The following is an 18,320-nucleotide window of genomic DNA, read 5'->3' as shown; positions in this document are numbered from 1 at the left end:
GCGGGACGGGGAGGACACCCGAGATGAAGTACGTCGCGATGATCTACGGCAACCAGGCCAAGTGGGACGCCTTCCCCGCCGACGCCTGGCCCGAGGCGATCGCCCGGCAGGAGGCCTTCAACCGGAAGTACCGGGAGACCGGCGAGCTGATCGGCGCGTACGGGCTCGCCGACGCGGCTGCCGCCCAGCTCGTGCGCCGCGAGGGCGGCGCCCCCGCGGTCACCGACGGCCCGTACCTGGAGACCAAGGAGTACCTGGCCAGCTTCTACCTGCTCGACTGCGCGAGCCAGGAGCGCGCCCAGGAGATCGCCGCGGACATGCCCTTCGCGGACGTCGACCCGGTCGAGCTGTGGCCGGTCCTGCACGAGTCCGCGGCGGACGTGTGACCGGCCCGCACGGGATCGAGGACCTGCTGCGCGCCGACGCGCCGCGGGTCCTCGGCGCGCTCGTCCGCCGGTACGGCGACTTCGACCTGTGCGAGGACGCCGTCCAGGAGGCCCTGATCGCCGCCGCACAGCAGTGGCCGGAGGGCGGGGTCCCCGACCACCCGCGCGGCTGGCTCCTCACCGTCGCCGCCCGGCGGTACGTCGACCTGGTGCGCAGCGAGTCCGCGCGCAGGCGCCGCGAGGACGCCGTCGCGCTCGCCACCCCGGACTCCGCGCTCCTCGCGCCCGCCGCCGACGACGCACCGGGGGCCGACCGGGACGACTCCCTGGCGCTGCTCTTCCTGTGCTGCCACCCCGACCTGTCGCCGCCCAGCCGGATCGCGCTCACCCTGCGGGCCGTCGGCGGCCTCACCACCGCGCAGATCGCCGCCGCCTTCCTCGTCCCCGAGTCGACCATGGCGCAGCGGATCAGCCGGGCGAAGCAGACGATCAGGGCCGGCGGATGGTCGCTGGCGCAGCCCGAGGGCGAGGACCGCACGGCCCGGCTCGCCGAGGTGCGGCACGTGCTCTACCTGGTCTTCAACGAGGGCTACACGGCCAGCGGCGGCGACGACCTCACCGCGCCCGAACTGTCGACCGAGGCGATCCGGCTCACCCGGCTCCTGCACGGGCTCCTCCCCGAGGACCCCGAGACCGCGGGACTGCTCGCCCTCATGCTCCTCACCGACGCCCGACGCCCGGCCCGCACCGGTCCGCACGGCGAGCTGATCCCCCTCGCGGACCAGGACCGGGGGAGCTGGGACGCCGGGCTCGTCGAGGAGGGCGTCGCGCTGATCAGCCGCACCCTGCCCAGGGGCCGGATCGGCCCGTACCAGCTCCAGGCGGCCATCGCCGCCGTGCACGACGAGGCCCGGACCGCCGAGGACACCGACTGGCCCCAGATCCTCGCCCTGTACGACCTCCTCGAACGCACCGGGCCGAACCCGATGGTCACCCTCAACCGGGCGGTCGCGGTCGCGATGGTCCGGGGCCCGCGGGCCGGTCTCGACCTGCTGGAGGAGCTGGCGGCGGACGCGCGGCTGGCCCGCAACCACCGGCTGCTCGCCACCCGCGCCCACCTCCTCGAACTCCTCGGCGACCGGGAGGAGGCGGCCTCGGCGTACCGGGACGCCGCCCGCAGGACGACGAGCGCGCCGGAGCGCCGCCATCTCACCGAGCGGGCGCGGCGGTTGGGCTGAGGAGTGCTCCGGCGGCGCCGGGTGCGCCTCGGCGCTTACCCCTACGTGACGTGGGGTACAGTCTTCGATCCCGATTGGCGGCGAGAAGGCCGCGTATGGCAGACTGTCGGGGTTGCTCGGTTGAGTGCCGATGCTGCGCGCCTCCCGTCGGGAGGACCGGAAGCGAGTCCCACAGTACTCGTCGACCCCTCGGGTCGGACGTACGGGAATCTTCTGGGAAGCGTCAGCGGGGTGCCGGCCAGGCTCCCGGTGGGTGTTCCGCCCCCGATTCGCGGTCATGGTGACCGCACCCCCTTGGTTGGGAAATCCTCAGGGATTTCTGCGTAGAGGGAGTGCGACACGCCCGACCGCGTGGGTCGGAGGTGGGACGCGAACTGACCGGGGTGCCAGAGCGTTACGAGACAAAGGACTACTAGTAGCCATGGCGGGACAGAAGATCCGCATCCGGCTCAAGGCCTACGACCACGAGGTCATCGACTCCTCGGCGAAGAAGATCGTCGAGACGGTGACCCGCACTGGTGCGTCGGTCGCAGGCCCGGTGCCGCTGCCCACTGAGAAGAACGTGTACTGCGTCATCAAGTCGCCGCACAAGTACAAGGACTCGCGCGAGCACTTCGAGATGCGCACGCACAAGCGCCTCATCGACATCCTCGACCCCACGCCGAAGACGGTTGACTCGCTCATGCGCCTCGACCTCCCGGCGGGCGTTGACATCGAGATCAAGCTCTGAGGGCGCGCGAGATGGCTAAGAACATCAAGGGCATCCTGGGCGAGAAGCTCGGCATGACGCAGGTCTGGGACGAGAACAACCGGGTCGTCCCGGTGACCGTCGTCAAGGCCGGCCCGAATGTCGTGACCCAGGTCCGTACGAACGACAGCGACGGCTACGAGTCGGTCCAGATCGCCTTCGGCGAGATCGACCCGCGCAAGGTGAACAAGCCCCTCAAGGGTCACTTCGCCAAGGCCGACGTCACCCCGCGCCGCCACCTGGTGGAGCTCCGCACCGCTGACGCCTCCGAGTACACGCTCGGCCAGGAGATCACCGCCGAGGTCTTCGAGGCCGGCGTGAAGGTCGACGTCACGGGCAAGAGCAAGGGCAAGGGCTTCGCCGGTGTCATGAAGCGCCACAACTTCCGTGGTGGCAAGGCGTCGCACGGTGCCCACCGCGTGCACCGCAAGCCCGGTTCCATCGGTGGCTGCGCCACCCCGGGCCGTGTCTTCAAGGGCATGCGTATGGCCGGTCGCATGGGCAACGAGCGTGTGACCACCCAGAACCTGACCGTCCACGCCGTTGACGCCGAGAAGGGTCTGCTGCTCATCAAGGGCGCCGTCCCCGGCCCCAACGGTGGCCTCGTCCTGGTCCGCACCGCGGCCAAGGGGGTTTGAGGAACCGATGAGCACCATTGACATCCTTTCGCCGGCAGGCGACAAGGCCGGGACCGTCGAGCTCCCCGCGGAGATCTTCGGCGCCAAGGTCAGCGTTCCGCTGATCCACCAGGTCGTCGTCGCGCAGCTGGCCGCGGCCCGTCAGGGCACGCACAAGACCAAGACCCGTGGCGAAGTCCGCGGTGGTGGCAAGAAGCCTTACCGCCAGAAGGGCACCGGCCGCGCCCGTCAGGGTTCGACCCGCGCCCCGCAGTTCGCCGGTGGTGGCGTCGTGCACGGTCCCGTGCCGCGTGACTACTCGCAGCGGACCCCGAAGAAGATGAAGGCCGCCGCCCTCCGCGGTGCCCTCTCGGACCGGGCGAACCACTCCCGCATCCACGTCGTCACCGGCGTGGTCGAGGGCGAGGTCTCCACCAAGGCCGCGAAGACGCTGTTCGGCAAGATCTCGGAGCGCAAGAACCTGCTCCTGGTCGCCGAGCGCTCCGACGAGGCCGCGTGGCTGTCCGCTCGTAACCTGCCCCAGGTGCACATCCTGGAGCCGGGCCAGCTCAACACGTACGACGTGATCGTCTCTGACGACGTGGTCTTCACCCAGGCCGCCCTCGAGTCCTTCGTGTCTGGCCCCCAGACCGCTGAGACCGAAGGGAGCGACGCCTGATGACTGAGGCCGTCGTCACCAGCAAGACCTTCTCGGACCCGCGCGACATTCTCGTCAAGCCGGTCGTCTCGGAGAAGAGCTACGCCCTGCTGGACGAGAACAAGTACACGTTCATCGTCGCGCCTGGCTCCAACAAGACCCAGATCAAGCAGGCCGTCGAGGCGGTCTTCTCGGTCAAGGTCACCGGGGTCAACACGATCAACCGCCAGGGTAAGCGCAAGCGCACCAAGGCCGGTTTCGGCAAGCGCAAGGACACCAAGCGCGCCATCGTGACCCTTGCCGAGGGCAACCGTATCGACATCTTCGGCGGTCCGACCGCCTAAGGGCGGTCTGGATCGTCCGGAATCGGACGAGGACTGAGAAATGGGAATCCGCAAGTACAAGCCGACTACGCCGGGCCGCCGTGGCTCCTCCGTAGCCGACTTCGTCGAGATCACGCGGTCCACGCCGGAGAAGTCGCTGGTCCGCCCCCTGCACAGCAAGGGCGGCCGTAACAACACCGGTCGTGTGACCGTCCGTCACCAGGGCGGTGGCCACAAGCGCGCCTACCGCGTGATCGACTTCCGTCGTCACGACAAGGACGGCGTGCCGGCCAAGGTCGCTCACATCGAGTACGACCCCAACCGCACCGCGCGCATCGCGCTGCTCCACTACGTGGACGGCGAGAAGCGCTACATCATCGCCCCCAAGGGTCTGACGCAGGGTGACCGCGTCGAGAACGGCCCCGGCGCTGACATCAAGCCCGGCAACAACCTGGCGCTCCGCAACATCCCGGTCGGTACCACGATCCACGCGATCGAGCTCCGTCCCGGTGGCGGCGCCAAGTTCGCGCGCTCCGCTGGTGCCTCCGTGCAGCTGCTGGCGAAGGAGGGCACGATGGCCCACCTCCGCATGCCGTCCGGTGAGATCCGTCTCGTCGACGCCCGCTGCCGCGCCACCATCGGCGAGGTCGGCAACGCCGAGCAGTCGAACATCAACTGGGGCAAGGCCGGCCGTAAGCGCTGGCTGGGCGTTCGCCCGACCGTTCGCGGTGTGGCGATGAACCCGGTCGACCACCCGCACGGTGGTGGTGAGGGCAAGACCTCCGGTGGTCGCCACCCGGTCTCCCCGTGGGGTCAGAAGGAGGGTCGTACTCGTTCGCCGAAGAAGGCTTCGAACAAGTACATCGTCCGCCGCCGCAAGACGAACAAGAAGCGCTAGGAGCGGGTTTAGATGCCGCGCAGTCTCAAGAAGGGACCCTTCGTCGACGGCCACCTCGTCAAGAAGGTGGACGCCCAGAACGAAGCCGGTACCAAGAACGTCATCAAGACCTGGTCCCGTCGCTCGATGATCATCCCGGCCATGCTCGGCCACACGATCGCGGTGCACAACGGCAAGACCCACATTCCGGTGTTTGTCACCGAGTCGATGGTCGGCCACAAGCTCGGCGAGTTCTCGCCGACGCGCACCTTCCGGGGTCACGTGAAGGACGACCGGAAGTCGAAGCGCCGCTAGTAGCGGGGTGGAATGACCATGACAGACACTGGAAGGACAACCATGGAAGCCAGGGCCCAGGCGCGGTACATCCGCGTCACGCCCATGAAGGCCCGCCGCGTGGTGGACCTTATCCGTGGCATGGACGCCACGGAGGCTCAGGCGGTCCTGCGTTTCGCCCCGCAGGCCGCGAGCGTGCCGGTTGGCAAGGTGCTGGACAGCGCCATCGCCAACGCTGCACACAACTACGACCACACCGACGCCTCTTCGCTGGTCATCAGCGAGGCGTACGTGGATGAGGGCCCGACCCTGAAGCGGTTCCGTCCGCGTGCTCAGGGCCGTGCCTACCGGATCCGTAAGCGGACCAGCCACATCACCGTGGTCGTCAGCAGCAAGGAAGGAACCCGGTAATGGGCCAGAAGGTTAACCCGCATGGGTTCCGGCTCGGCATCACCACGGACTTCAAGTCCCGCTGGTACGCCGACAAGCTGTACAAGGACTACGTCAAGGAAGACGTCGCCATCCGTCGGATGATGACGTCCGGCATGGAGCGCGCCGGCATCTCGAAGGTTGAGATCGAGCGCACCCGTGACCGCGTGCGGGTGGACATCCACACCGCGCGTCCCGGCATCGTCATCGGCCGCCGTGGCGCCGAGGCCGACCGCATCCGCGGCGACCTCGAGAAGCTCACGGGCAAGCAGGTCCAGCTGAACATCCTCGAGGTCAAGAACCCCGAGATGGACGCCCAGCTGGTCGCTCAGGCCGTTGCCGAGCAGCTCTCCTCCCGCGTCTCCTTCCGTCGCGCCATGCGTAAGAGCATGCAGGGCACGATGAAGGCCGGCGCCAAGGGCATCAAGATCCAGTGCGGCGGTCGTCTCGGCGGCGCCGAGATGTCCCGCTCGGAGTTCTACCGCGAGGGTCGTGTGCCGCTGCACACGCTCCGCGCGAACGTGGACTACGGCTTCTTCGAGGCCAAGACGACCTTCGGTCGCATTGGCGTCAAGGTCTGGATCTACAAGGGCGACGTCAAGAACATCGCCGAGGTCCGCGCCGAGAACGCCGCGGCCCGTGCGGGTAACCGCCCGGCCCGTGGTGCCGGCGCTGGCGACCGCCCGGCCGGCCGTGGTGGCCGCGGTGGCGAGCGTGGCGGCCGCGGCCGCAAGCCGCAGCAGTCGGCTCCGGCCGCCGAGGCCCCCAAGGCCGAGGCTGCCGCCGCTGCTCCGGCTGAGAGCACCGGAACGGAGGCCTGACCGAAATGCTGATCCCCCGTAGGGTCAAGCACCGCAAGCAGCACCACCCGAAGCGCTCCGGCGCGAGCAAGGGTGGTACGCAGGTTGCGTTCGGCGAGTACGGCATTCAGGCCCTCACGCCGGCGTATGTGACCAACCGCCAGATCGAGGCGGCTCGTATCGCGATGACCCGCCACATCAAGCGTGGCGGCAAGGTCTGGATCAACATCTACCCGGACCGCCCGCTGACGAAGAAGCCCGCCGAGACCCGCATGGGTTCCGGTAAGGGTTCTCCGGAGTGGTGGATCGCGAACGTCAAGCCGGGTCGGGTGATGTTCGAACTGTCCTACCCGAACGAGAAGATCGCGCGCGAGGCCCTGACCCGTGCGGCCCACAAGCTGCCGATGAAGTGCAAGATCGTGAAGCGCGAAGCAGGTGAGCTGTGATGTCGGCCGGTACCAAGGCGTCCGAGCTGCGCGAGCTGGGCAACGAGGAGCTTCTCAACAAGCTCCGCGAGGCCAAGGAAGAGCTGTTCAACCTCCGCTTCCAGGCGGCGACGGGCCAGCTCGAGAACCACGGTCGGCTCAAGTCCGTCCGTAAGGACATCGCCCGGATCTACACCCTGATGCGTGAGCGTGAGCTGGGCATCGAGACGGTGGAGAACGCCTGATGAGCGAGAGCAACGTGACTGAGAAGACCGAGCGCAACGCTCGCAAGGTCCGCGAGGGCCTGGTCGTCAGCGACAAGATGGACAAGACCGTCGTCGTCGCTGTCGAGGACCGCGTCAAGCACGCGCTGTACGGCAAGGTCATCCGCCGTACGAACAAGCTCAAGGCTCACGACGAGCAGAACGCTGCCGGCATCGGCGACCGCGTCCTCCTGATGGAGACCCGGAAGCTGTCCGCCACGAAGCACTGGCGCGTCATCGAGATCCTCGAGAAGGCCAAGTAATTCTTGAAGGGGTAACCCTTCGAGTTCGTTCCGCCAGGCTCGGCCGGGGCTTCCTCGTGAAGCCCCGGCCGGGAACCGGCAGACAAATCAGGAGATAGACGTGATCCAGCAGGAGTCGCGACTGCGTGTCGCCGACAACACTGGTGCCAAGGAGATCCTTTGCATCCGTGTTCTCGGTGGCTCGGGTCGCCGCTACGCGGGCATCGGTGACGTCATCGTCGCCACCGTCAAGGACGCGATCCCCGGTGGCAACGTGAAGAAGGGTGACGTCGTCAAGGCGGTCATCGTTCGCACCGTCAAGGAGCGCCGCCGCCAGGACGGCTCGTACATCCGCTTCGACGAGAACGCCGCTGTCATTCTCAAGAACGACGGCGACCCTCGTGGCACCCGTATCTTCGGCCCGGTCGGCCGTGAGCTGCGCGAGAAGAAGTTCATGAAGATCATCTCGCTCGCGCCGGAGGTGCTGTAAGCATGAAGATCAAGAAGGGCGACCTGGTCCAGGTCATCACCGGTAAGGACAAGGGCAAGCAGGGCAAGGTCATCACGGCCTTCCCCCGCGAGAACCGCGTCCTCGTCGAGGGTGTCAACCGGGTCAAGAAGCACACCAAGGCCGGCCCGTCGCAGGCCGGTGGCATCGTCACGACCGAGGCTCCGGTCCACGTCTCCAACGTCCAGCTGGTCGTGGAGAAGGACGGCAAGAAGGTCGTCACGCGTGTCGGTTACCGCTTCGACGACGAGGGCAACAAGATCCGCGTTGCCAAGCGGACGGGTGAGGACATCTGATGGCTACCACCACTCCGCGTCTCAAGACGAAGTACCGCGAGGAGATCGCGGGCAAGCTGCGTGAGGAGTTCTCCTACGAGAACGTCATGCAGATCCCCGGCCTCGTGAAGATCGTGGTCAACATGGGTGTCGGCGACGCCGCCCGTGACTCGAAGCTCATGGACGGTGCCGTCCGTGACCTGACCACCATCACCGGTCAGAAGCCGGCCATCACCAAGGCCCGCAAGTCCATCGCGCAGTTCAAGCTGCGTGAGGGCCAGCCGATCGGTGCACACGTCACCCTCCGTGGCGACCGCATGTGGGAGTTCCTGGACCGCACCCTGTCGCTCGCGCTGCCGCGTATCCGCGACTTCCGTGGTCTGTCCCCCAAGCAGTTCGACGGGCGTGGCAACTACACCTTCGGTCTCACGGAGCAGGTCATGTTCCACGAGATCGACCAGGACAAGATCGACCGTGTCCGGGGTATGGACATCACCGTGGTGACCACGGCGACCAACGACGCTGAGGGCCGCGCCCTTCTCCGTCACCTCGGCTTCCCGTTCAAGGAGGCGTAAGCGAGATGGCGAAGAAGGCTCTCATCGCGAAGGCTGCCCGCAAGCCCAAGTTCGGCGTGCGTGGCTACACGCGCTGCCAGCGCTGTGGTCGTCCCCACTCCGTGTACCGCAAGTTCGGCCTGTGCCGCGTGTGCCTTCGTGAGATGGCTCACCGTGGCGAGCTGCCGGGCGTGACCAAGAGCTCCTGGTAACTCCCTTCCGTCCATAGGACGTTGGGATGACCAGAGACTCTCGGTAAGCATTGGGTCGGCGGAGGCCCACCCCCGTATGCCTTAGGCTAGTGGGGTTGGGCGTCCGCCGCCCGTACGACTTACTACGCCGTAGGTCCCCGCGCCGCACCCGTCCCGCCCCTGTGTGGGGAGAGGGATGGCGCATACAGGAAACCCCGGCGAGAGAGGCCGAAGGCCAATTCATGACCATGACTGATCCGATCGCGGACATGCTGACTCGTCTGCGTAACGCGAACTCGGCATACCACGACTCCGTGACGATGCCGCACAGCAAGATCAAGTCTCACATCGCGGAAATCCTCCAGCAGGAGGGCTTCATCACGGGCTGGAAGGTCGAGGACGCCGAGGTCGGCAAGAACCTCGTCCTCGAGCTCAAGTTCGGTCCGAACCGTGAGCGCTCCATCGCGGGCATCAAGCGGATCTCGAAGCCCGGCCTCCGGGTTTACGCGAAGTCCACCAACCTGCCGAAGGTCCTCGGCGGCCTGGGCGTGGCGATCATCTCCACGTCCCACGGTCTCCTGACCGGCCAGCAGGCAGGCAAGAAGGGCGTAGGTGGGGAAGTCCTCGCCTACGTCTGGTAGTCGGGAACGGAGGAATAGCTAATGTCGCGTATTGGCAAGCTGCCTATCCAGGTTCCCGCCGGCGTGGACGTCACCATCGAGGGCCGCACGGTCACGGTCAAGGGTTCCAAGGGCACCCTGACCCACACCGTCGCCGCGCCGATCGAGATCGTTAAGGGCGAGGATGGCGTGCTGAACGTCAACCGTCCGAACGACGAGCGTCAGAACAAGGCCCTGCACGGCCTGTCCCGCACGCTGGTGGCCAACATGATCACCGGTGTGACCCAGGGTTACGTCAAGGCGCTCGAGATCAGCGGTGTCGGTTACCGCGTCGCCGCGAAGGGCTCCGACCTGGAGTTCCAGCTCGGCTACAGCCACCCGATCCTGGTCGAGGCGCCCGAGGGCATCTCGTTCAAGGTCGAGTCGCCGACCAAGTTCTCGGTCGAGGGCATCGACAAGCAGAAGGTCGGCGAGGTCGCCGCCAACATCCGCAAGCTTCGCAAGCCCGACCCCTACAAGGCCAAGGGCGTGAAGTATGCGGGTGAGGTCATCCGCCGCAAGGTCGGAAAGGCTGGTAAGTAAGCCATGGCATACGGTGTGAAGATCGCCAAGGGTGACGCCTACAAGGGTGCCGCCAAGAAGCGCCGCCACATCCGCATCCGCAAGAACGTGTCGGGTACGGCGGAGCGTCCGCGCCTCGTCGTGACGCGTTCCAACCGCGGTATCACCGCTCAGGTCATCGACGACCTCAAGGGTCACACCCTTGCGTCGGCGTCGACCCTGGACGCGTCGATCCGCGGCGGCGAGGGTGACAAGTCCGCGCAGGCCAAGCAGGTCGGTTCCCTGGTCGCCGAGCGCGCCAAGGCCGCCGGTGTCGAGGCTGTCGTGTTCGACCGTGGTGGCAACAGGTACGCCGGGCGCATTGCCGTTCTGGCTGACGCCGCCCGCGAAGCCGGGCTGAAGTTCTAAGCCCCGGTTCCGGGACTAACGGACGTAACAGAGAGAGGTAATCCAATGGCTGGACCCCAGCGCCGCGGCAGCGGTGCCGGTGGCGGCGAGCGGCGGGACCGGAAGGGTCGCGACGGTGGCGCTGCCGCCGAGAAGACCGCGTACGTTGAGCGCGTTGTCGCGATCAACCGCGTCGCCAAGGTTGTCAAGGGTGGTCGTCGCTTCAGCTTCACCGCGCTCGTCGTGGTGGGTGACGGTGACGGCACCGTAGGTGTCGGTTACGGCAAGGCCAAGGAAGTTCCCGCGGCCATCGCCAAGGGCGTCGAGGAAGCCAAGAAGAACTTCTTCAAGGTTCCCCGCATCCAGGGCACCATCCCTCACCCGATCCAGGGTGAGAAGGCCGCGGGCGTCGTCCTGCTCAAGCCGGCTTCCCCCGGTACCGGTGTTATCGCCGGTGGCCCGGTGCGCGCCGTGCTCGAGTGCGCCGGCGTTCACGACATCCTGTCGAAGTCGCTCGGCTCCGACAACGCGATCAACATCGTGCACGCGACCGTGGCGGCCCTCAAGGGCCTGCAGCGTCCCGAGGAGATCGCGGCTCGCCGTGGTCTGCCCCTCGAGGACGTCGCCCCCGCGGCTCTGCTCCGTGCGCGTGCTGGGGCGGGTGCGTAATGGCTCGCCTCAAGGTCACGCAGACGAAGTCGTACATCGGCAGCAAGCAGAACCACCGCGACACCCTGCGCTCGCTCGGCCTCAAGAAGGTCAACGACGTGGTTGTCAAGGAGGACCGCCCCGAGTTCCGCGGCATGGTGCACACCGTCCGCCACCTCGTGACGGTCGAGGAGGTTGACTGACATGGCGGAGACCAACCCGCTGAAGGCCCACAACCTCCGTCCCGCCCCGGGCGCCAAGACCGCGAAGACCCGTGTGGGTCGCGGTGAGGCGTCCAAGGGTAAGACGGCCGGTCGTGGTACCAAGGGCACGAAGGCCCGTTACCAGGTTCCGCAGCGCTTCGAGGGTGGGCAGATGCCCCTCCACATGCGTCTGCCGAAGCTCAAGGGCTTCAAGAACCCGTTCCGCACCGAGTTCCAGGTCGTGAACCTGGACAAGCTCGGCGCTCTCTACCCCGAGGGTGGAGAGGTCACGGTGGCCGACCTGGTCGCCAAGGGCGCGGTTCGCAAGAACCAGCTCGTCAAGGTGCTCGGCACCGGTGAGATCACCGTGGCGCTGCAGGTTTCGGTTGACGCCGTCTCCGGCTCCGCCAAGGAGAAGATCACCGCCGCCGGCGGCACCGTCACCGAGCTCGTCTAAGACGACTCGATGGCTTGAACATCCGATCGGGGATGCCTCTCAAAAGGGGCATCCCCGATTGGTCGTTCCTAGGGGGGCACGGTCGCCGGTAAGGTGGCGTGCACTGTCTAGACTCCGTGCGGTATGCCCGCACGGAATTGATGACCGATACCTAATCGTCGAACCTCAAGACCGTCACCCTTGACGCATAGCGCGGGGGTCGCAGGAGGCACCGTGCTCACCGCGTTCGCCCGGGCGTTCAAGACGCCCGACCTGCGCAAGAAGCTGCTCTTCACGCTTGCCATCGTCGTGCTGTACCGCCTCGGGGCCCACATCCCGGTTCCCGGCGTCAGCTACGAGGCCGTCCAGCAGTGTGTCAAGCAGGCCAGCGAGGGCAACAACAGCCTGTTCGGCCTGGTCAACATGTTCAGTGGCGGGGCGCTGCTGCAGATCACCATCTTCGCGCTCGGCATCATGCCGTACATCACGGCGAGCATCATCCTGCAGCTGCTGACCGTCGTGATCCCCCGCCTCGAGGCCCTCAAGAAGGAGGGCCAGTCGGGCACTGCCAAGATCACGCAGTACACCCGGTACCTGACGGTCGCCCTCGCGGTCCTCCAGGGAACCGGTCTCGTCGCCACGGCCAAGAGCGGTGCGCTCTTCAGCGGCTGCTCGGTGGCGGACCAGGTCGTGCCGGACCCGTCGATCTTCACCATCGCCACCATGGTCATCACGATGACCGCGGGCACCTGTGTCGTCATGTGGCTCGGTGAGCTCATCACCGACCGCGGCATCGGCAACGGCATGTCGATCCTCATGTTCATCTCGATCGCCGCCGGCTTCCCCGGCGCCCTGTGGGCCATCAAGGAGAGCGGCAAGCTCGCCAAGGGCTGGATCGAGTTCGGCACCGTCATCCTCATCGGCTTCGTGATGGTGGCCCTCGTGGTCTTCGTCGAGCAGGCCCAGCGCCGCATTCCGGTGCAGTACGCGAAGCGCATGATCGGTCGACGCTCCTACGGCGGAACGTCCACTTACATCCCGTTGAAGGTGAATCAGGCAGGTGTGATTCCTGTCATCTTCGCGTCGTCGCTTCTCTACATCCCGGCCTTGATCGCGCAGTTCTCGAACTCCACCGCGGGGTGGAAGACCTGGATCGAAGCCCACTTCGTCAAGGGTGACCACCCGTATTACATCGCCACCTACTTCCTCCTGATCGTGTTCTTCGCCTTCTTCTACGTGGCGATCTCGTTCAACCCCGAGGAAGTTGCGGACAACATGAAGAAGTATGGTGGCTTCATCCCGGGTATCCGGGCTGGTCGACCTACTGCCGAGTACCTGAGCTACGTGCTCAACCGGATCACTTGGCCGGGCTCGCTGTACTTGGGTCTGATCGCTCTTGTGCCGACGATGGCGTTGGCAGGCTTCGGTGGCGCCAATGCCAACTTCCCCTTCGGTGGGACGAGCATCCTCATCATCGTGGGTGTGGGGCTGGAGACCGTGAAGCAGATCGAGAGCCAGCTCCAGCAGCGCAATTACGAAGGGTTCCTCCGCTGATGCGAATCGTCCTCGTCGGACCGCCCGGTGCGGGTAAGGGCACGCAGGCTGCGTACCTCGCCAAGAACCTGGGCATCCCGCACATCTCTACGGGCGACCTGTTCCGTGCCAACATTTCGCAGGGCACGCCGCTGGGCGTAGAGGCGCAGTCGTACATGAAGGCCGGCCAGCTCGTGCCGGACTCCGTGACGATCGGGATGGCCGAGGACCGCATGCGCCAGGCGGACGCCGAGGGCGGCTTCCTGCTCGACGGGTTCCCGCGGAACGTGGCCCAGGCCGAGGCCCTGGACGCGTTCCTCAAGTCGGGCGGCATCGAGCTGGACGCGGTCCTGGACCTCGAGGTCCCCGAGGACGAGGTGGTGAAGCGGATCGCAGGCCGCCGCATCTGCCGCAAGGACTCCGCGCACGTCTTCCACGTGACGTACAACGCTCCGAAGACCGAGGGCGTCTGCGACGCCTGCGGCGGCGAGCTGTACCAGCGCGACGACGACACGGAGGAGACCGTCCGCAAGCGCCTGGCGGTCTACCACACCGAGACCGAGCCGATCATCGACTACTACCGGGAGCAGGACCTGGTGGCGACGATCTCGGCGCTCGGCAAGGTGGACGAGGTCACCGCCAAGGCGATGGACGCGCTCAAGAAGTAACCCCCGGTTCGTGCGATACGGCCGCGGTGCCCCTCAGGGGCGCCGCGGCCGTATCGTTGTTCTGTTCCCCGTACTCGATGGAAAGGCCGCGGCCACGATGGTGCAGATCAAGACCCCCGAGCAGATCGCGAAGATGCGCGAGGCGGGGCTGGTCGTCGCCGCCATCCACGCGGCGACCCGCGAGGCGGCCGTGCCGGGCGCCACGACGAAGGACCTGGACGAGGTCGCGCGGAAGGTCATCGCCGACCACGGGGCGAAGTCGAACTTCCTCGGTTACGGCGGCTTCCCCGCGACGATCTGCACCTCGGTGAACGAGGTCGTCGTCCACGGCATCCCCGACGACAAGACCGTCCTCAAGGACGGCGACATCATCTCGATCGACGCCGGCGCGATCGTGGACGGCTGGCACGGCGACGCGGCCTACACGGCCTTCGTGGGCACCGGGCACGCGCCCGAGCTCGTCGAGCTCTCCCGCGTCACCGAGGAGTCGATGTGGGCCGGCATCGCGGCCATGAAGCTCGGCAACCGCCTCGTCGACATCTCCAAGGCGATCGAGACGTACATCAAGCGGCAGCCCCGCCCCGCGGTCGGCGACCACAGCCTCGGCCGCTACGGGATCATCGAGGACTACGGCGGCCACGGCATCGGCACCGAGATGCACATGGACCCGCACCTCCTGAACTACGTCTCCCGCAAGCGCGGCAAGGGCCCCAAGCTCGTCCCCGGCCTCTGCCTCGCCATCGAGCCCATGGTCTCCCTCGGCACCCCCCACACCGAGGTCCTCAAGGACGACTGGACCGTCATCACCACCGACGGCACCTGGTCCTCGCACTGGGAGCACTCCATCGCCCTCACCGAGGACGGCCCCCTCGTCCTGACCGCCGTCGACGGCGGCAAGGCCAAGCTGGCCGAGCTGGGCGTGACGGCTGCGCCGGACCCGCTGGCGTAGTGCCGGGCCCGCGAGGGCGTCGGGGATCGGGCCCTGGGAGTTCGGCGCGGTGGCTTGCGTAAGGATCTCCTGGCGTGGGCAGACTTCCCGATTCGTCTTTTCCTGGGGCCTGACGTAGACTGATGCGTCGGCTCTCGTGTACCCGTGTGTCCGCATGCGGCGTCGAGAGTCGATCAAGGTAGCCGATTCGAAAGGCGAAGCGTGGCCAAGAAGCAAGGTGCCATCGAAATCGAGGGCACCGTGATCGAGTCCCTCCCGAACGCCATGTTCAAGGTGGAGCTCCAGAACGGTCACAAGGTCCTCGCGCACATCTCCGGCAAGATGCGGATGCACTACATCCGAATCCTTCCGGACGACCGGGTCGTGGTGGAGCTCTCTCCCTACGACCTGACGCGTGGCCGGATCGTCTACCGGTACAAGTAGATCTTGCCCGCACCCCGCCTTCGCGCGCGGGTGGTGGCACTGACCCGGAGAACCTCACATCCCATGAAGGTCAAGCCGAGCGTCAAGAAGATCTGCGACAAGTGCAAGGTGATCCGCCGTCACGGCCGGGTCATGGTCATCTGCGACAACCTGCGCCACAAGCAGCGCCAGGGCTGACGCACGCCGACCGACCTGCATTTCGCAGTTCTTCGCGCGACGCATAGCAATACGTACATACGCAGAGCCCGTCGGGCCGTGTTCCACGGTTGACGGCACCTCCGGCGGGGGCCGGGGACCCGGACGTACCACTGCTCCGACAGGAGCGGTCGGCGGTCGGGAGCGGTTCTGCAGCAGACCCCCGAGAACACAGGAGCCATTGAATGGCACGCGTTTCCGGTGTTGACATCCCGCGCGAAAAGCGTGTGGTGGTCGCACTCACCTACGTCTTCGGCATCGGGCGCACCCGGTCCGAGGAGATCCTCGCCTCGACCGGTGTGAACCCGTCGACCCGTGTCCGCGACCTTGCCGAGGAAGACCTCGTCAAGATCCGCGAGTACGTGGACGCCAACCTCCAGACCGAGGGTGACCTCCGTCGCGAGATCGCCGCCGACATCCGCCGCAAGGTCGAGATCGGCTGCTACCAGGGCCTCCGCCACCGTCGTGGCCTGCCCGTCCGCGGCCAGCGCACCAGCACGAACGCTCGTACCCGCAAGGGCCCGCGTCGCGCCATCGCCGGCAAGAAGAAGCCGGGCAAGAAGTAGTCCTCAGCGGACGCTTGACCAAGCGGTCTTCGCTGTAGGACCGACCACCTCCCGTAGGAGTTATAGATGCCCCCCAAGGGTCGTCAGGGCGCTGCCAAGAAGGTGCGCCGCAAGGAAAAGAAGAACGTCGCTCACGGCCACGCGCACATCAAGAGCACGTTCAACAACACGATCGTCTCGATCACGGACCCCTCGGGCAACGTGATCTCCTGGGCCTCCGCCGGCCACGTCGGCTTCAAGGGCTCGCGCAAGTCCACCCCGTTCGCCGCGCAGATGGCCGCCGAGTCGGCCGCTCGCCGCGCGCAGGAGCACGGCATGCGCAAGGTCGACGTCTTCGTCAAGGGTCCGGGCTCCGGCCGCGAGACCGCGATCCGCTCCCTCCAGGCCACGGGCCTCGAGGTCGGTTCGATCCAGGACGTCACCCCCACGCCGCACAACGGCTGCCGTCCCCCCAAGCGCCGCCGCGTCTGACGCACGGCTGCTTGATCAGGACTTCGGGCGGTACGGCTCTTCGGACCGTGCCGCCCGTACCCTTGCAGTAAGCAGAAGTACCGCACATCCATCGGGCTGCCGCCCGGTGACCGTCGGGCGTCAAATAGTGGGCGTCCACGACTGAAGGACACAGAGACATGCTGATCGCTCAGCGTCCGTCGCTGACCGAAGAGGTCGTCGACGAGTTCCGCTCCCGGTTCGTGATCGAGCCGCTGGAGCCGGGCTTCGGCTACACCCTCGGCAACTCCCTCCGCCGTACCCTCCTCTCCTCGATCCCGGGTGCCGCTGTCACCAGCATCCGCATCGACGGCGTCCTGCACGAGTTCACCACCGTGCCGGGCGTCAAGGAGGACGTCACCGACCTCATCCTGAACATCAAGCAGCTGGTCGTCTCCTCGGAGCACGACGAGCCGGTCGTGATGTACCTGCGCAAGCAGGGCCCGGGTCTGGTCACCGCCGCCGACATCGCGCCCCCGGCCGGTGTCGAGGTGCACAACCCCGACCTCGTCCTCGCCACGCTCAACGGCAAGGGCAAGCTGGAGATGGAGCTGACCGTCGAGCGCGGTCGCGGCTACGTCTCCGCCGTGCAGAACAAGCAGGTGGGCCAGGAGATCGGCCGTATTCCGGTCGACTCCATCTACTCCCCGGTGCTCAAGGTCACGTACAAGGTCGAGGCGACCCGTGTCGAGCAGCGCACCGACTTCGACAAGCTGATCGTCGACGTCGAGACCAAGCAGGCCATGCGCCCGCGTGACGCCATGGCGTCCGCCGGCAAGACCCTGGTCGAGCTGTTCGGTCTGGCGCGCGAGCTCAACATCGACGCCGAGGGCATCGACATGGGCCCGTCCCCCACGGACGCCGCCCTCGCCGCCGACCTGGCGCTGCCGATCGAGGAGCTCGAGCTCACCGTTCGTTCGTACAACTGCCTCAAGCGCGAGGGCATCCACTCCGTGGGTGAGCTCGTGGCGCGTTCCGAGGCCGACCTGCTCGACATCCGCAACTTCGGTGCGAAGTCGATCGACGAGGTCAAGGCGAAGCTGGCCGGCATGGGCCTGGCCCTCAAGGACAGCCCGCCCGGATTCGACCCGACCGCCGCCGCCGACGCCTTCGGCGCCGACGACGACGCGGACGCCGGTTTCGTCGAGACCGAGCAGTACTGAGAACTCGGGCCTCACGGTCCGTACCCGGGTGCGGGAGCTGTGCCTGATCGCACGGCCCCCGCGCCTCTCTCCGGGCCCCTCGCGGGGTCCGGATCTCCGACGGGTGACCGCCCGCTCGGACACTGACACCGGTACCTCATACGGCCGGTGCAGATCACAAGGAGAAACACCATGCCGCGTCCCGCGAAGGGTGCCCGCCTCGGCGGTTCCGCCGCGCACGAGAAGCTGCTGCTCGCCAACCTGGCGAAGTCGCTGTTCGAGCACGGCCGCATCACCACCACCGAGGCCAAGGCCCGTCGCCTGCGTCCGGTCGCCGAGCGCCTGATCACCAAGGCGAAGAAGGGCGACATCCACAACCGTCGCCTGGTGCTGCAGACGATCACCGACAAGGGCATCGTCCACACCCTCTTCACCGAGATCGCCCCGCGTTACTCGGAGCGTCCGGGTGGTTACACCCGTATCACCAAGATCGGCAACCGTCGTGGCGACAACGCCCCGATGGCCGTGATCGAGCTGGTCGAGGGCGAGATCGCCAAGAAGGCGACCGTCGCCGAGGCCGAGGCCGCCACCGTGCGCGCCGTCAAGGAGGCCGACGCGGCCGCCGAGGCTCCGGCCGAGGAGTCGAAGGACGCGTAAGCGTTCTTCCGACGT

At 66.9% G+C, this 18,320-nt stretch carries 32 protein-coding genes; all 32 read left to right on the top strand.

From position 1 onward, the window contains the following. Positions 1 to 23: 23 nt before the first annotated feature. Positions 24 to 386, top strand: coding sequence for a YciI family protein (locus ACIQFX_RS05740; RefSeq protein WP_402459197.1), 363 nt, complete (start codon positions 24 to 26; stop codon positions 384 to 386). Continuing rightward, positions 383 to 1,624 carry an RNA polymerase sigma factor gene (locus ACIQFX_RS05735; protein WP_402459195.1) on the top strand — a complete coding sequence of 414 codons (1,242 nt, stop codon included), beginning with the start codon at positions 383 to 385 and terminating at the stop codon, positions 1,622 to 1,624. Before ACIQFX_RS05740 ends, ACIQFX_RS05735 begins: the two co-directional genes overlap by 4 nt. Before the next feature lie 421 nt (positions 1,625 to 2,045). Continuing rightward, entirely contained in the window at positions 2,046 to 2,354 is a 309-nt protein-coding gene (rpsJ, locus tag ACIQFX_RS05730; protein ID WP_003948644.1) for a 30S ribosomal protein S10, read from the top strand. A gap of 11 nt (positions 2,355 to 2,365) precedes the next feature. Further along, the gene (gene rplC / locus ACIQFX_RS05725; protein ID WP_383328207.1) at positions 2,366 to 3,010 is read left to right on the top strand and encodes a 50S ribosomal protein L3; all 645 of its coding nucleotides are present in this window, start codon (positions 2,366 to 2,368) and stop codon (positions 3,008 to 3,010) included. Positions 3,011 to 3,017: 7 nt separating this feature from the next. Then, a complete protein-coding gene (rplD, locus tag ACIQFX_RS05720; RefSeq protein ID WP_366304588.1) occupies positions 3,018 to 3,668 on the top strand; it encodes a 50S ribosomal protein L4 in 651 nt (216 codons plus the stop codon). Continuing rightward, positions 3,668 to 3,991, top strand: a complete 324-nt coding sequence (gene rplW, locus ACIQFX_RS05715) for a 50S ribosomal protein L23 (RefSeq protein WP_024755407.1) — start codon at positions 3,668 to 3,670, stop codon at positions 3,989 to 3,991. Before rplD ends, rplW begins: the two co-directional genes overlap by 1 nt. A gap of 40 nt (positions 3,992 to 4,031) precedes the next feature. Beyond that, on the top strand, positions 4,032 to 4,868 hold the full coding sequence (gene rplB, locus ACIQFX_RS05710) for a 50S ribosomal protein L2 (RefSeq protein ID WP_030208986.1): 837 nt from the start codon (positions 4,032 to 4,034) through the stop codon (positions 4,866 to 4,868). A gap of 12 nt (positions 4,869 to 4,880) precedes the next feature. Further along, positions 4,881 to 5,162, top strand: coding sequence for a 30S ribosomal protein S19 (gene rpsS, locus ACIQFX_RS05705; RefSeq protein WP_015035577.1), 282 nt, complete (start codon positions 4,881 to 4,883; stop codon positions 5,160 to 5,162). A gap of 42 nt (positions 5,163 to 5,204) precedes the next feature. Then, positions 5,205 to 5,552 (top strand): 50S ribosomal protein L22, encoded by a 348-nt coding sequence (gene rplV / locus ACIQFX_RS05700; RefSeq protein ID WP_004571827.1) that lies wholly within the window; start codon positions 5,205 to 5,207, stop codon positions 5,550 to 5,552. Further along, entirely contained in the window at positions 5,552 to 6,391 is an 840-nt protein-coding gene (gene rpsC / locus ACIQFX_RS05695; RefSeq protein WP_015035579.1) for a 30S ribosomal protein S3, read from the top strand. The genes rplV and rpsC overlap by 1 nt, the downstream gene beginning before the upstream one ends. Before the next feature lie 5 nt (positions 6,392 to 6,396). Beyond that, the gene (gene rplP / locus ACIQFX_RS05690; RefSeq protein ID WP_017239579.1) at positions 6,397 to 6,816 is read left to right on the top strand and encodes a 50S ribosomal protein L16; all 420 of its coding nucleotides are present in this window, start codon (positions 6,397 to 6,399) and stop codon (positions 6,814 to 6,816) included. Further along, complete coding sequence (gene rpmC / locus ACIQFX_RS05685; RefSeq protein ID WP_017239580.1) at positions 6,816 to 7,040, top strand: 50S ribosomal protein L29; 225 nt, start codon at positions 6,816 to 6,818, stop codon at positions 7,038 to 7,040. The genes rplP and rpmC overlap by 1 nt, the downstream gene beginning before the upstream one ends. Beyond that, positions 7,040 to 7,321, top strand: coding sequence for a 30S ribosomal protein S17 (rpsQ, locus tag ACIQFX_RS05680; protein WP_015035582.1), 282 nt, complete (start codon positions 7,040 to 7,042; stop codon positions 7,319 to 7,321). Before rpmC ends, rpsQ begins: the two co-directional genes overlap by 1 nt. A 100-nt stretch (positions 7,322 to 7,421) precedes the next feature. Beyond that, positions 7,422 to 7,790 carry a 50S ribosomal protein L14 gene (gene rplN / locus ACIQFX_RS05675; protein ID WP_003956455.1) on the top strand — a complete coding sequence of 123 codons (369 nt, stop codon included), beginning with the start codon at positions 7,422 to 7,424 and terminating at the stop codon, positions 7,788 to 7,790. A 2-nt stretch (positions 7,791 to 7,792) separates the two neighbouring features. After that, a complete protein-coding gene (gene rplX, locus ACIQFX_RS05670; RefSeq protein ID WP_015035583.1) occupies positions 7,793 to 8,104 on the top strand; it encodes a 50S ribosomal protein L24 in 312 nt (103 codons plus the stop codon). Next, positions 8,101 to 8,658, top strand: a complete 558-nt coding sequence (rplE, locus tag ACIQFX_RS05665) for a 50S ribosomal protein L5 (RefSeq protein ID WP_383386706.1) — start codon at positions 8,101 to 8,103, stop codon at positions 8,656 to 8,658. Before rplX ends, rplE begins: the two co-directional genes overlap by 4 nt. A gap of 5 nt (positions 8,659 to 8,663) precedes the next feature. Further along, complete coding sequence (locus tag ACIQFX_RS05660; RefSeq protein ID WP_003948630.1) at positions 8,664 to 8,849, top strand: type Z 30S ribosomal protein S14; 186 nt, start codon at positions 8,664 to 8,666, stop codon at positions 8,847 to 8,849. 221 nt (positions 8,850 to 9,070) lie between these two features. Further along, on the top strand, positions 9,071 to 9,469 hold the full coding sequence (gene rpsH, locus ACIQFX_RS05655; protein WP_015035585.1) for a 30S ribosomal protein S8: 399 nt from the start codon (positions 9,071 to 9,073) through the stop codon (positions 9,467 to 9,469). A gap of 21 nt (positions 9,470 to 9,490) precedes the next feature. Then, positions 9,491 to 10,030, top strand: coding sequence for a 50S ribosomal protein L6 (gene rplF / locus ACIQFX_RS05650; protein WP_402459192.1), 540 nt, complete (start codon positions 9,491 to 9,493; stop codon positions 10,028 to 10,030). Positions 10,031 to 10,033: 3 nt separating this feature from the next. Further along, on the top strand, positions 10,034 to 10,417 hold the full coding sequence (rplR, locus tag ACIQFX_RS05645) for a 50S ribosomal protein L18 (RefSeq protein WP_402459190.1): 384 nt from the start codon (positions 10,034 to 10,036) through the stop codon (positions 10,415 to 10,417). Between the two features lie 45 nt (positions 10,418 to 10,462). Further along, the gene (rpsE, locus tag ACIQFX_RS05640) at positions 10,463 to 11,065 is read left to right on the top strand and encodes a 30S ribosomal protein S5 (protein WP_017239585.1); all 603 of its coding nucleotides are present in this window, start codon (positions 10,463 to 10,465) and stop codon (positions 11,063 to 11,065) included. Beyond that, complete coding sequence (gene rpmD, locus ACIQFX_RS05635; RefSeq protein ID WP_015035589.1) at positions 11,065 to 11,247, top strand: 50S ribosomal protein L30; 183 nt, start codon at positions 11,065 to 11,067, stop codon at positions 11,245 to 11,247. Before rpsE ends, rpmD begins: the two co-directional genes overlap by 1 nt. 1 nt (position 11,248) lies before the next feature. Further along, the gene (gene rplO / locus ACIQFX_RS05630; protein ID WP_017239586.1) at positions 11,249 to 11,704 is read left to right on the top strand and encodes a 50S ribosomal protein L15; all 456 of its coding nucleotides are present in this window, start codon (positions 11,249 to 11,251) and stop codon (positions 11,702 to 11,704) included. 213 nt (positions 11,705 to 11,917) lie between these two features. Further along, positions 11,918 to 13,237: a preprotein translocase subunit SecY gene (gene secY, locus ACIQFX_RS05625; RefSeq protein ID WP_402459189.1), complete on the top strand. Its 1,320-nt coding sequence runs from the start codon at positions 11,918 to 11,920 to the stop codon at positions 13,235 to 13,237. Then, positions 13,237 to 13,884, top strand: coding sequence for an adenylate kinase (locus tag ACIQFX_RS05620; RefSeq protein WP_402459187.1), 648 nt, complete (start codon positions 13,237 to 13,239; stop codon positions 13,882 to 13,884). Before secY ends, ACIQFX_RS05620 begins: the two co-directional genes overlap by 1 nt. Before the next feature lie 97 nt (positions 13,885 to 13,981). Continuing rightward, positions 13,982 to 14,833 carry a type I methionyl aminopeptidase gene (gene map, locus ACIQFX_RS05615; protein WP_402459185.1) on the top strand — a complete coding sequence of 284 codons (852 nt, stop codon included), beginning with the start codon at positions 13,982 to 13,984 and terminating at the stop codon, positions 14,831 to 14,833. A 201-nt stretch (positions 14,834 to 15,034) separates the two neighbouring features. After that, on the top strand, positions 15,035 to 15,256 hold the full coding sequence (gene infA / locus ACIQFX_RS05610) for a translation initiation factor IF-1 (protein WP_003956442.1): 222 nt from the start codon (positions 15,035 to 15,037) through the stop codon (positions 15,254 to 15,256). 63 nt (positions 15,257 to 15,319) lie between these two features. Then, positions 15,320 to 15,433 (top strand): 50S ribosomal protein L36, encoded by a 114-nt coding sequence (gene rpmJ, locus ACIQFX_RS05605; RefSeq protein WP_003956441.1) that lies wholly within the window; start codon positions 15,320 to 15,322, stop codon positions 15,431 to 15,433. Between the two features lie 203 nt (positions 15,434 to 15,636). Beyond that, positions 15,637 to 16,017: a 30S ribosomal protein S13 gene (gene rpsM, locus ACIQFX_RS05600; RefSeq protein ID WP_017239590.1), complete on the top strand. Its 381-nt coding sequence runs from the start codon at positions 15,637 to 15,639 to the stop codon at positions 16,015 to 16,017. Between the two features lie 66 nt (positions 16,018 to 16,083). Next, entirely contained in the window at positions 16,084 to 16,488 is a 405-nt protein-coding gene (gene rpsK, locus ACIQFX_RS05595; protein ID WP_003956432.1) for a 30S ribosomal protein S11, read from the top strand. A 158-nt stretch (positions 16,489 to 16,646) separates the two neighbouring features. After that, on the top strand, positions 16,647 to 17,669 hold the full coding sequence (locus ACIQFX_RS05590) for a DNA-directed RNA polymerase subunit alpha (RefSeq protein ID WP_003966937.1): 1,023 nt from the start codon (positions 16,647 to 16,649) through the stop codon (positions 17,667 to 17,669). A 171-nt stretch (positions 17,670 to 17,840) separates the two neighbouring features. Beyond that, on the top strand, positions 17,841 to 18,305 hold the full coding sequence (gene rplQ / locus ACIQFX_RS05585; protein WP_015035596.1) for a 50S ribosomal protein L17: 465 nt from the start codon (positions 17,841 to 17,843) through the stop codon (positions 18,303 to 18,305). The last annotated feature ends 15 nt before the right edge of the window (positions 18,306 to 18,320 follow it).

The sequence above is a fragment of the Streptomyces sp. NPDC093089 genome (assembly GCF_044754405.1).
In the GTDB taxonomy this organism is placed as follows: Bacteria; Actinomycetota; Actinomycetes; order Streptomycetales; family Streptomycetaceae; genus Streptomyces.
The sequence above is the reverse complement of the archived record's forward strand: the minus strand, read 5'-3'. Positions and strand labels throughout refer to the sequence as shown.